The 11,892-nt window shown below is 63.9% G+C and carries 11 protein-coding genes; 7 read left to right on the top strand and 4 right to left on the bottom strand.

From position 1 onward, the window contains the following. Genes ACR9Y2_RS18065 through ACR9Y2_RS18055 form a run of 3 tightly spaced genes read right to left on the bottom strand, consistent with a single transcriptional unit; the run spans window position 1 to window position 2,851 of the window. On the bottom strand, window positions 1-375 hold the full coding sequence (locus tag ACR9Y2_RS18065; RefSeq protein WP_435042924.1) for a GDYXXLXY domain-containing protein: 375 nt from the start codon (window positions 373-375) through the stop codon (window positions 1-3). After that, the gene (locus ACR9Y2_RS18060; RefSeq protein ID WP_435042922.1) at window positions 372-1,493 is read right to left on the bottom strand and encodes a DUF2157 domain-containing protein; all 1,122 of its coding nucleotides are present in this window, start codon (window positions 1,491-1,493) and stop codon (window positions 372-374) included. The genes ACR9Y2_RS18065 and ACR9Y2_RS18060 overlap by 4 nt, the downstream gene beginning before the upstream one ends. A 44-nt stretch (window positions 1,494-1,537) precedes the next feature. Continuing rightward, window positions 1,538-2,851 carry an MFS transporter gene (locus ACR9Y2_RS18055; protein WP_435042920.1) on the bottom strand — a complete coding sequence of 438 codons (1,314 nt, stop codon included), beginning with the start codon at window positions 2,849-2,851 and terminating at the stop codon, window positions 1,538-1,540. A 129-nt stretch (window positions 2,852-2,980) separates the two neighbouring features. On the opposite strand from ACR9Y2_RS18055, the gene ACR9Y2_RS18050 reads away from it, so the two are divergent. Further along, window positions 2,981-4,522: a sigma-54-dependent transcriptional regulator gene (locus ACR9Y2_RS18050; RefSeq protein ID WP_435044881.1), complete on the top strand. Its 1,542-nt coding sequence runs from the start codon at window positions 2,981-2,983 to the stop codon at window positions 4,520-4,522. Here ACR9Y2_RS18050 and ACR9Y2_RS18045 read toward each other — a convergent pair. Beyond that, a complete protein-coding gene (locus ACR9Y2_RS18045) occupies window positions 4,493-7,087 on the bottom strand; it encodes a family 78 glycoside hydrolase catalytic domain (protein ID WP_435042919.1) in 2,595 nt (864 codons plus the stop codon). The two genes, ACR9Y2_RS18050 and ACR9Y2_RS18045, sit on opposite strands and share 30 nt — an antisense overlap. Window positions 7,088-7,326: 239 nt before the next feature. Between ACR9Y2_RS18045 and ACR9Y2_RS18040 the strand changes: the two genes are divergently transcribed. From ACR9Y2_RS18040 to ACR9Y2_RS18015, 6 genes are all read left to right on the top strand, one after another. Continuing rightward, the gene (locus tag ACR9Y2_RS18040; protein ID WP_435042918.1) at window positions 7,327-8,715 is read left to right on the top strand and encodes a serine/threonine-protein kinase; all 1,389 of its coding nucleotides are present in this window, start codon (window positions 7,327-7,329) and stop codon (window positions 8,713-8,715) included. A gap of 6 nt (window positions 8,716-8,721) precedes the next feature. Continuing rightward, the gene (locus ACR9Y2_RS18035; RefSeq protein WP_435042917.1) at window positions 8,722-9,597 is read left to right on the top strand and encodes a c-type heme family protein; all 876 of its coding nucleotides are present in this window, start codon (window positions 8,722-8,724) and stop codon (window positions 9,595-9,597) included. Window positions 9,598-9,784: 187 nt separating this feature from the next. After that, window positions 9,785-10,375, top strand: coding sequence for an RNA polymerase sigma factor (locus ACR9Y2_RS18030; RefSeq protein WP_435042916.1), 591 nt, complete (start codon window positions 9,785-9,787; stop codon window positions 10,373-10,375). Beyond that, the gene (locus ACR9Y2_RS18025) at window positions 10,375-10,764 is read left to right on the top strand and encodes a hypothetical protein (RefSeq protein ID WP_435042915.1); all 390 of its coding nucleotides are present in this window, start codon (window positions 10,375-10,377) and stop codon (window positions 10,762-10,764) included. Before ACR9Y2_RS18030 ends, ACR9Y2_RS18025 begins: the two co-directional genes overlap by 1 nt. Window positions 10,765-10,797: 33 nt before the next feature. Continuing rightward, entirely contained in the window at window positions 10,798-11,343 is a 546-nt protein-coding gene (locus tag ACR9Y2_RS18020; protein WP_435042914.1) for a DUF4252 domain-containing protein, read from the top strand. Window positions 11,344-11,346: 3 nt separating this feature from the next. Continuing rightward, on the top strand, window positions 11,347-11,850 hold the full coding sequence (locus ACR9Y2_RS18015; protein WP_435042912.1) for a hypothetical protein: 504 nt from the start codon (window positions 11,347-11,349) through the stop codon (window positions 11,848-11,850). The last annotated feature ends 42 nt before the right edge of the window (window positions 11,851-11,892 follow it).

The following is an 11,892-nucleotide window of genomic DNA, read 5'->3' as shown; positions in this document are numbered from 1 at the left end:
CTAATTGATCTCGACGGGTACGATGCGCCCGTCCTGTTTGAAGCCCAGGCGGATGGGCCGCGGCGGTCCCTTGTGGGGAATGGTCACTTCGGCCCAGATTTCCGGATTGCGCCGGTACTCGATGGAGGTGCTGTACTCCGGCACGAAGAACAGCACCCGCTGGTCGTTGGTCTCAACGAAATGCGGATCACCGGGCTGCGAAGTGAGCCGCAAGGCCAGATAGCGCCCGCGCAATGGGAGAGAAGGATCATAGGGAGCGGTCTTGACCCAGACGCGCGGACAGGTGGCCCGGTCGTACAGGAGTTTACCGGCCATACTCAGGACAATGCCGCACTGCAGCACCGCCAGCAGGAGACTATTTCTTGACCAGGTCATTGCGCACCTCCTACGCTGATGCGCGCCACCAGGTTGCGGCGCAGTTTCTCCCCATACCAGCCGCCGGCGAGGAAGATAACGCCCAGCACGATGAGGCTGAACGACCGGCCCAGGCGGTCCATCACGCTGGAGAAGTAGAAGCAGATCAGTGTAATGGCGAAGCCGGCCATACCGAGGTTGATACGTTCCGGCCGGAGTTCGTGGATGCCCCAGGCGATCAGGCCGGCGCAGCCCAGCGCGCACCAGAGGTAGAGCACCGGCGAATTGTTGCTCGGGGCGATCCAGCTCAAGCCGGCCACCCAAACCGCCGCCACGGCGTTCATCCAGGTGTCTTCGCGGCGGTACCAGTAGGACAGCGCCAGCGGCAGCAGGAACGCTCCGGCCCAGCCCACCATCTCGAATTCAAACTTCGGCAGGCTGCCATAGCGGTACGGGCGGCCGAGCACCACGGCGACGACCGCCGGGATCAGGACCAAGCCGCCAATCCAACCGAGAGCACGGACTGTATCATCGGACGGTCCCTTGGGGTGACGCAGGCTGAGGTAGCAGAGAGCCAGGAACCCAACCGCGACTTCCGTCACCTGTGCCGCGGCAACCGTGGGACGGGCGGCTTCGTACCATTCGCCGATCAGCCAGAACGGCACCAACAGGGCGGCCAGCGCCACCTGCGGCCAGTCGCGCAGCAGCAGCCAGCCGGCGACGGCGCCCAGCGCCCACATGAGGACGCCCGACGGCCAGTGCTCCTCCATATTGAAGATCTGGCCGGCCAGGAAGATCCCGCCGCCCAGCGAGACGGTGCCCACGGCGTGCAGCGTGCGCGCCAGGGCCGGCTGCCGGTCAGCGAAGAAGGCCGCCGCCAGGTGCAAGCCAGTTACGGTCCCGACCAGCATGGACATGCGGACGAACGGCGAGAGTTCCTCCCAATGCGCGCTGACAAAGAGCAGGATGCCCGTGGCGAGCATGAGGCCGCCGAAAGTCAGGCCCAGGATGGCGAACAGCCGGCCTTTGGCCTGCGGCGAGCGCGCGGCTTCCCATTCACGGATGGAAGCCGCTTGTTGTTCAGTGACAAGGCTCGCCGATACCCAGCGAACCAGGGATGGTTCAAGGTCGATTTTCACGGAGTTTGCCTGTCTTTCCAAACGTCAGAAAGCGCAGCGCGGCCTTACTCGGCCGGCGGCAGCGCGGCAGAACCCGCGGGCACATTCGCCCGGTTGCGGAACCAGGCGAGCAGACTATCGAGCGTGGAGGGGGCGAACTTGGCGATGCCGACGGCCGACAGCGTTGTCACCACGCCCAGCAGGCCGAGAATGGAATTCGGCGTCCAGTGCAGGGAGTCGTGCATCACGTACAACGTGCCGGAGGCGAGGATGACGCCCAGCATGTTCATGAAATTGTTCGTCGCCAGAACGCGGCCTTTCTGCTCGGGCGCGGCGCGTTCCTGCAGGTAGGCATTCAAGGGCACGATGAACAGGCCGCCCGAAAAGCCGACCACCGACAACCAGACCAGCGTGCCCGCGAAGGTATGCGTCAGGCCAAGGAAGATGCCGCACACGCCCATGAAGAGGGCTCCGATGGGCACCAGCCCGAGTTCGATGCGGTCGTGCGACAACCAGCCGGCCGCGATGCTGCCGATGCCGATGCCCAAAGCCAGGGCCGTTACCAGCAGGCCCGTGTGCGTCTCGGAGAGGTGCAGCGACTCGCTGCCGATCAGGATGACGGCCATCTGCAGCAGCGCGCCCAGGAACCAGAAGTAGGAGATGCCCATCACGCTCCACCAAAGGCCGGCGTCGGCATACAGCACTTTGGAGCCTGACCAGACTTCCGCGAACGGATTCACGTGGAACTTCTCTGTCGAACCCGCCGCCGCTACATGCTTGATCATCAGGCTGGTCAGCGAACCGATGACGGCGATGGCCAGCAGGACGCCACCCAGCTTCAGGGGCTCGCTCTTCCAGTGAGCGAACAGGAAAGATCCGACGCTTGAACCCAGGACGATGGCGGCGAACGTGGAGAGTTCCAGCAGCCCGTTGGCCTTGGTGAGCTGCGAAGACGGCAGCATTTCGGGCAGGATGCCGTACTTCGCCGGACTGAAGAAGTTCGCCTGAGCGGCCAGCAGGAACAGCACCACCAGCAGCATCGGGATGCTGCCCGCCAGCAGCGCGGCGGCGCCGACGATCATGGCCAGGATCTCGAACGATTTCGTGACCTTCAGGACTGTCGATTTGCTGAAGCGGTCGGCCAGTTGGCCGGCATAGCCCGCAAAGAGCAGAAACGGCAGCACGAAGACCGCTCCCGAAAGTGCGAGGTAGCGCCCACCCAACGCCTGGTCGGCGGCCAGTTCCACCGCTCCGACGGACACGATCATCTTGTAGACGTTGTCGTTAAAGGCGCCCAGGAACTGAGTCCACAGAAAGGAGTGGAAACTCCTGTCGCGGAGCAGCGGAAGGTAACCGGTCGGAGCGGATTCGGTCTGCATGGTCTGCATGGTAGTTGTAAGGCACGTCCAAAGCCATTCGGGGGAAAGGCCAAGGCCCGTAGGAATCAATGACGTAGAGTATGGCGCTAAACGAAGACGAAAACGATCAGAATCATTTTTTGTACATTGATGTACATTCTATGCATGGGCACCTTCCAGGAAGCCGATCGTCACTTTATCGATTCCGTCGCCAATCTAGGTTATTGCAATCCCTTCCTGACGGAGCGCGTGGACCTGGAACGCGCGGTCCTCGGCCGGGAGTTCCAGGCCGGCGGCCCCGTCTGGAGCGCTTCGGTCTCCGATCCGGCGGCCACCCGGCCCAACGTTCCGCCCATCACCCGGAAGGTGGAAGCGGCCATCGGCCGGCTGCAGCAGTGCCTGGCCGATGCCGACGATGTGAGCGCGGACGAGCTCGAGGGCTATGCCGAGACCGTCCATTACCTGCTCTACCATCGCTACTACCCGCGCTTCGCCAATCCCGGCAAGCAGCACCTCTACCGCGACTTCCTGGCCGACTGGAATCGTCTCTGCCACGTGCCGGGCAAACGGTTTGAGTACACGCTGCCGCCGGATCATCTCTTCGCCTGTTTCCGCCAGATCCAGCGTGCCTTCCACGCCATCTACGACCGCATCATCGGCAATTCGATGCCCGCCGCCCGGCTGCGCGCCAGCATCTGGCAGTCGGTTTTCACCCACGACATGCGGCGTTACCACCGGACGCTCTACCGCAAGATGGGCGAGTTCCCGACATTGATCACAGGCCCCTCCGGCACGGGCAAGGAGCTGATCGCGCGGGCCATCGCGGGCTCGCGCTACGTTCCCTTCGACCCTGACCGGCTGGAGTTCCTGGAACCGCTGGCCGAGTCGTTCCTGCCCATCAACCTGGCCGCGCTGTCGCCCACTCTCATCGAATCGGAGCTCTTCGGCCACCGGCGCGGAGCGTTCACGGGCGCCATCGTTGACCGCCACGGCTGGCTGGAGGCGTGCCCGGAGGCGGGCTCGGTCTTTCTGGACGAACTCGGCGAGATGGAGCACGCGATCCAGGTGAAGCTGCTGCGCGTGATCGAGACACGCTGTTTCTCGGCGGTGGGCGATACCGCGGTCCGTCAGTTTCATGGCAAGCTGATCGCCGCCACCAACCGCGACCTGCCGCGGGAGATCCGGGCCGGACGCTTTCGCGAGGATCTCTACTACCGCCTGTGCGCGGACCTGATCCGGACGCCGTCCCTGGCTGAGCAGATCGCTGACTCGCCCGAGGTGATGCACGAACTGCTGCTGCACATGACCAAACGCACGGTGGGCGACGAAGCGGAGCGCTGCCTGCCAGAGGTGGAGTCGTGGATCCGGCAGAACCTGCCGTCCGATTACGCCTGGCCCGGCAACTACCGCGAGTTGGAGCAGTGCGTGCGCAATGTGGTGATTCGCCGTTCGTACCGACCACTGGAGGCCTCGGGCACCGCCGAAGACGATCTGGTCACGGCTTTCCGCAACGGCACACTGACGTCGGAGGAGCTGTTGGCGCGCTACGCGGCGCAGGTTTACCAACTGACAGGCAGCTATGAAGAGGCAGCCCGCCGCATGGGCCTGGACCGGCGCACGGTGAAGGCGAAGGTTGAGGCCTTTCTCAAGAGTAGGGCTCCGTCACCGCGGCCTGAAGGCTTCTTCCAATAGGTGATGCCCCGACACGATCGTCTTGGGCGCGCCGCCGGGCATGCGCACTTCGGCTGACACACCAGGCGGCAGATCGACCGTATAACGAAACTTGCCGCCGTCAAGGCGCCACTCCACGGCGATCAGGCCGCGAGGGCTATCCCAGGAGGCTTTCGCCCAGGTCACATCGCCCACCGGTTCCGGCGCGAGAATCAGATGACTCAAACCCGGAGCCGCTGGATCCACTCGCAAGCCGGCGAGCCCGGAGTAGAACCACTCCTCAATGTGACCGAGCATGAAGTGGTTCTGGGAATTCCTGGGATTCGAGTCCCAGGCTTCCGTCAGCGCCGTAGCCCCGGCGGCGAGCTGCGCGGCGTAGCTGGGCGCTGTCTTTTCATTCGCCATGTCAAAGATCACGTCGCTGCGTCCGGCCTGCAGCAGGGCGGCCAGCACATAGTGGTAACCAATGTCGCCGGCGGAGGTGTGATTGCCCTTGGCGCGGATATCGGCCACCAGCTTCTCGACGAGCTTCGGCCGGGCAGCGGCCGGCGCGATACCCATGGCCAGCGGCACCGCGAGTGAGGTCTGGCTGCCGGTTGCATAGGACGGCCCGGCGGGCTGGAAGAACGCCTTCTGGAAGGCCGCCAGCAGCGTGTCGTAGCGGGCGGCGTAGCGCTGCGCGTCCAGCGGCTTGCCCAACAGACTGGCTACCTGCCGCATCACCCGCAGGTCTTCCAGATAAGTGGCGGAGGCGGTCACCCCCTGCGGCGTCAATTGGGAAGCACCCATCTGATTGGGCCCGATGTCATACCAGTCGCCCAGCCCGTAGGACAGCAGCCCCTTCTGCTTCTGGGATTCCAGATAGTCGCTATAGCGCTGCATCATCGGGTATGTGTCCTCGAGGATGCGCTTGTCGCCATACCATTGCCAAGCGAGCCACGGCACCAGCACGGCGGCGCTGCCCCACTCCGGCGAGTCCCGGAAGCCTGTGGCGAAGGTGACAAATTCCGGCGCGATGTCCGGCACCAGGCCGTCGAGGAGCTGCGCCTCGCGCATGTCGCGGCCCATCTTGGGGAGGAAGGCGCGCAGATCCCAATTGGCGAGGATCGACGGCCCCATCAGGTAAGTCTGCTCCAGCCACCCGAGCTTCTCGCGGTGCGGACAGTCGGTGAGCGAGTGCTGCAGGTTGCTGCGTACGGCCGCGTCCACCAGGGCGTGAATGCGGTTGAACGTATCGTTCGAGCACTCAAACCGGCCCGAGCGCGGCGCATCGAGATGGACGAATTGTCCCTCCACGCTCTCCGGCTTCAGTCCTTCCACCTGCACGTAGCGGAAGCCGTAGTAACTGAAGCGAGGCGCCCACACTTCCCTGCCCTGGCCTTTGAGGGTATAGCTGAACGAGTTCGGACCACCTGATGAGCGCTGCGTCACCAGGCCGTCCTTGCCCAGCAGCTCGCCGGGGATCATTTTGACGGTCGAGCCAGCCGGACCACTGGCCGTCACTCGCGGCCAACCCGAGAAGTTCTGACCGAGGTCGTAGACAAAGACCCCCGGCCTGGGCTCAGTCACACGGATAGATGGGTAAGTCTGCTGCACGCGGATGGGCTGGCTGGACTGCGCCCGCATCACGCCTCCGGGTGCTTCCACTCCGCCGGCCTGGCGCCAGGCGGAATCGTCGAACCCGGGCGCATCCCATCCGGGCTGTTCCCGCCGCGCGTCGTAATCTTCGCCGCCATACAGGCACGAGAACGCGATGGGCCCTTCGGCGGTCTTCCAGGAGCTGTCGGTCGCGATGTCCTGCGTCGAACCATCTGCGTATTCCAGATGGACCTGCGCCCAAAGCCGCGGATGGCCGAACGAGCCGGAATACTTCACATAACGCCCGCCTGCCACATTGTAGAAGCCGTTGCCCAGCATCACACCCACGGCATTACCGCCTGCCTTCAGTTCCGAGGTGACGTCGAACGCCTCGTAGAGCATCGTGGCCTTGTAGTTGGTCCAGGCAGGGGCCAGGACATGGTCACCCACCTTGCGGCCATTCACCCGCAGCTCGTGGAAGCCTGCGCCCGATACCAGGGCGATGGCGCTGCGCAGCGGCTTTACCACCTGAAATTCCCTGCGGAAAAGCGGCAGCGGGCCTGAGCGCAGGCTGTGCTCGGGGTGGGCAATCCACTCCCCCTGCATATCGGAGGGCTGCAGCATGGCCGTCGTCCACTGGGCCGCGGGGGTCCAGCCGGACGCCCGGCCGACGGCGTCCCACACCTGCACGGTCCAGTAGTAGCGCTGGAACGAACGCAGTGGTTTGCCTGCGTAGTCCACCCAGCCCTGGCGGGACGAGGCGATGCGTCCCGAATCCCACAGGTCCGCCGACCCCGGCTTCAGGGCGGCCGCGCTGCTGGCCACCAGGATCTGGTAGGCGGCCTGGCGCGCTCCGTTCTCATCCGACTTCAACGTCCAGCCGAGGCGCGGCCGAGCGGTATCGATGCCCAGGGGGTTCACCCGCGCTTCGCACTCCAGACGGACTGGAGTGAGGGCGGCGGAGACCGAAACGGCGGTCAGAACCAGAAGAACGGGTAGCTGTTTCATACGGACTTTTTCCTCCCAAATACTACCAGTCCGGCAGGGGCTGCAACCAACCTCACAGGCTCGCGGACGGTGAGATTTCCAACTGGAATAGGAGGATGGAGTATACCCGGACAGGCCGGATTCGGGCACAATACTGTGACGGACAAAGGTGTCTTCCGATGGAGCCACGGAAAGCGCTGGAGAGCGCTATACTTGGAACTCATTTCGTACACCCCCGGACAGATTAAGACTGCAATTCCATGAGCTTCCAGGTCGGCCAGGTTGTTGGGGACTATCAGGTGGAGGGCGTGCTGGGGCGCGGCGGCATGGGCGCGCTCTACAAGGTGCGCAACCGCATTTCCCAGCGCCTGGACGCCATGAAAGTGCTGCTGCCCAGCGTGCGGTCTTCGTCCGCCGACATCACCAGCCGGTTTGAACGTGAGATCCGGGTCCACGCCAGCCTGCGCCACCCGAACATCGCGGAACTGTACACCGCGTTCCAGCTGGACGACCAGTTGCTGATGGTGATGGAACTGGTGGAAGGGCCCACGCTGGAGTCGCTGCTCGCGCATGCCCCGCTACCGGTGGAGCTTTCGGTCGGCATCGTCTCCCAAGTCCTGTCGGCGCTCGGCTACGCCCATCGCCAGGGCGTCATTCACCGCGACATCAAGCCGACCAATATCGTCCTCAGCCGGGGCGGCGCCGTCAAACTCATCGACTTCGGCATCGCACTGGCGGAGTTCAACCCGCGCATGACCCAGACGGGCATGGTGCTGGGTTCGCTGGCCTATATGGCGCCGGAGCAATTGACGGGTCAGAACGCCGACGCGCGGGCCGACCTCTACTCCGTCGGCATCACCCTCTACCAGGCGGTCACCGGCAAGCGCGCCATCGAAGGCGCCAATGAATACGAGATGATGAACGCCCACGTGCACCAGCAGCCGGTTGCGCCCGCTCAGCACAATCCGTCCATCTCCCAGGAATTGTCCGCAGCCATCATCAAGGCGCTGGCCAAGAATCCGGCGCACCGGTTCCAGACGGCTGAGGAGTTCCGGCAGGCCCTGAGCGGCTATATGCCCACCAGCAACTCGGCCTGGCCTCAGTTGGCCGCCACACCGTCGGAAACCGGCGTGCACGAGCGCGTGGCGACCATGCTGCCCGTGGAGAAACTGCCGTCTTCGTCGCGCTTTCACTCGGCGGCGCTGGCCGTGCTCAACCGCAACCTGGCCCAGTATGTGGGGCCCATCGCGCGCCACCTGGTCATGAAGGAGAGCCGCGACGCTCCGAATCTGGAGGCACTGTGCCAGGCCGTGGCCGGCCAGATCGCCAAGGAGTCTGACCGCGCGTTGTTCCTGCAGGCCTGCCGCGCCGAATTCGGAGCCGAGACGAAGACCGTGGTGGCGCCCCTGGCCACCCCGCTGCCCACACCGTCCACGCCGGTGACCGTGACGCAGGCCTCGCTGGATCCGGCCTGGCTCGACCACCTGAAGAAAGACCTGGCCGTGCAGATCGGCCCCATGGCTCGTGTGATCGTGGACCGTGCCGCCAAGAAGGCCGCCGGCCCAAATGAACTGCTCACCGCACTGGCCTCAGAAATCTCATCCCCCGAGGAGCGCGCACGGTTCCTGGCCCGGCACCGGACGCATTGATTCGCTATGAAACTACTGCTGAAGTTCAACCTGATGTTCGTCCTGGTCTTTGGGCTGGGGCTGCTCGCCACGGGTTATGCCGCCCGGCAGTTCCTGAGGAACAATGCACGTGAACGGGTGCTCCAGGAAGCCCGGCTGATGATGGAGACCACTGCCTCCACGCGCACCTACACCTCCAAGCAGATCAAGCCCCTGCTCACGCCGCGCGAGAAGCAGGAGAAGACGTTCTTCCCACAGTCCGTACCCGCCTACTCCGCCGGCCAGATCTTCGGCTACCTGCACGCCAAGTTCTCCGACTACAGTTACAAGGAGGCGGCGCTCAATCCGACCAACCTGGCCAACCGCGCCACTGACTGGGAGACGGACGTGGTCACCACGTTCCGCAACGACCGCAACCGTCAGGAGATCATCGGCGAACGCGATACGCCCACGGGCCGTAATCTCTTCCTGGCAAAGCCGATGAAGGCGACCGCGGCCTGCATGGAGTGCCATAGCGTACCCGAGGCGGCTCCAGCGGCCATGGTGCGGACCTACGGCTCAAACAACGGGTTCGGCTGGAAAGTGGACGAGATCATCGCCGCGCAGATTGTCACGGTGCCGATGTCGGTGCCCACCCAGATTGCCGACAAGGCCTTCGCTGACCTGATCATGTGGCTGGCGGCGATCTCGATCATCAGCCTCATCCTGCTGAACCTGGCCCTGGTGATCACGGTCATCCAACCGGTCAGCCGCATGGCTGCCGCGGCCGATGCCATCAGCAAGGGCAATCTCGAGATCGTGGAAGTACCGGTGAAGGGCAAGGACGAGATCGCCGTGCTGGCGGATTCCTTCAACCGGCTGACGCGGAGCCTGTCCAAGGCCATGAAGATGCTGGAAGAGTAGCTCTCAGCTCTCAGCTATCAGCTCTTTAGTTTGAGTGGTTACAGAGGTTGCGGGCCACGCCCCACGAGCGGAAGCTGACCGCTGACCGCTGATTGCTGACGGCTTTCCCGCAAGAAACTGCACAATCCCAGCCCGCCTCCTCGTATTCGAGTGTGAAGGACAGGGCAGAATGGGAGTCGGGCAGGCAGTGGCACCAATACCCGGGACCGGATGGCGGCTGGAAGCGCGCGGAGATGCGGGCTTCGCAGCTATTGTCCGGGCTCACCAGCGTATGGTGTACAGCATCTGCTGGCACTTCTTCCGCAACCGGGCGATCGCCGAGGAGATTGGGCAGGACGTGTTCCTGCAGTTGTACCGCAATCTCGACTCGATCGACTCCCCGGCGCACCTGGAAAGCTGGCTCCGGCAGACGGCCACCCACCGTTGCATCGACAACTATCGCAAGAAGTCGAACCGCCAGGAGATCCCCATGGAGGGACTGGCGGAACCGGCAGCCTTGCCCCAGGTGAAGGATACGATGCTGTCGGACCAGGTCCAGCGGCTGGTGGCTTCCCTGCCCGAGACGCAGCGCGCCGTGGTGATCCTCCGCTACCAGGAGGATCTGGACGTGAATGAGATCGCGGCCATGCTCAAGCTGCCGGAGCGGACGGTGTGGAGCCATCTGCGGCGAGCCATCGGCGTACTGCAGGAGAAGGCGGCGCGGCGGCTGGGCAGCCAGGGGCCGGCCAATCAAGGACCGGCGAATCGAGGACCGGCCAATCAAGGAAAGGAGCGGTGATGGAACCCTACGATCCCATGGAACCGAACGAAGAGTTGGAAAGCAGTCTGCGGCAGGCGCTGGAGCGCGAGGACGCGCCCGAGTGGTTCGCCGAAGGCGTGATGGCGAGAGTCAGGTCGGAAGGGATGAAACCGCGGCGGACTTGGTTGGCGGGCTGGCTAGGTTCGGGCGGCGGCCTGGGCTCTGGAAGATGGATGCGCTGGGCGGCGGCTGTCGCCACGGTGGCCCTGGTATTCGGCGGCGTGCGTTGGGAACAGCAGCGGCGGCAGCAGGTGCAAGGGGAAGCAGCCAAGGCACAGCTCATGATGGCTTTGCGGATGACGGGTGAGAAACTGCGCGTGGCGCAGGTGCGGGTGCAGTCGCTGGAACGCGATGAACAGGCGCAATAGGCGGCTCGGGAATCGAACTACGGGAGAATCGCAATGAAGTTTCGGTCAGTATTACTCATGGTGTCGGCAGCGGGCCTGTTGTCCGCGCAGCAGATCAGGTTTCCAGCAGCGTTCGAACGGTTGGCGGAAAAGGCGTCCGAGACGGTGAACGTCACCCTGGATTCACAGACACTCTCCTTCGCCACCAAATTCCTCTCCGACAAAAAGGACGAGGCGGATGTGAAGCGCATCGCGCAGAAGCTGAAGGGCATCTACGTGCGCGGCTACGAGTTCGACAAGGAAGGCGAGTACACGGACAAAGACATCGCCGACATCCGTTCGCAACTCAAGGGACCCGAGTGGTCTGTCATTGTCAGCACGCATAGCAAACGCGATAGGGAGATTTCTGAGATCTACCTCCACCGCGACGGCGGGCTGCTGATCATCGCAGCCGAGCCCAAGGAACTCACCATCGTGAACATCATGGGCAATATCGACCCCAGCGACCTGACCAATCTCAGTGGCCAGTTCGGCATCCCGAAGGTGAACGCCACGCCGGGCAAAGGCGCCAAGAAAGACGGCAAGGACGAAGAGGAGTAGGCCATGAACCGCATGCAAGGTCTGGCAATCGCCGCGCTGTGCTGGCTGGCCCTGCCCGCTCCGCAAGCACAGGCACAGAGCTTCGACTCAGTGGTGGGCCGGGTGGAATCGCGGCTCGGCATCCGCCGCATGCGCATGCCGGGCATGGGCTTCCTGGTGAACACGGTGATGTTCGCGAAGAAGCCGGCCGGCGCGGGTTCGATGAAGATGGCGATTTTCGATGAGGAGAGCGGCCTGCGAGGAGTCGGCTCAGAGGAGTTCCAGCGCGTGGTGCGGTCGGAACTGGGCTCGGACTGGAAGCCGTTCCTGCAGGTGCGATCGAAACGCGAGGGTGAAGCGGTGACGGCCTACGTGCGCCTCTCCAACTCAACCTGCGAGATGCTCATCGCCACCAGCGAGCGGGAAGAAGGCACCATCATCCAGATGAAGTTGGATGGCCGGAAGATGATGTCGTGGCTGGCGGACAACACCGGCATGGGCCACCGCAAGAACGTCGATATCCAATAACAAATCCGCGTAACGGAGCCGCGAGCCTGAGCGAGTGGATAC

It is taken from the genome of Paludibaculum fermentans (assembly GCF_051172195.1).
Classification (GTDB): Bacteria; Acidobacteriota; Terriglobia; order Bryobacterales; family Bryobacteraceae; genus Paludibaculum; species Paludibaculum fermentans_A.
This window is presented reverse-complemented; position numbering and strand designations above follow the sequence as displayed.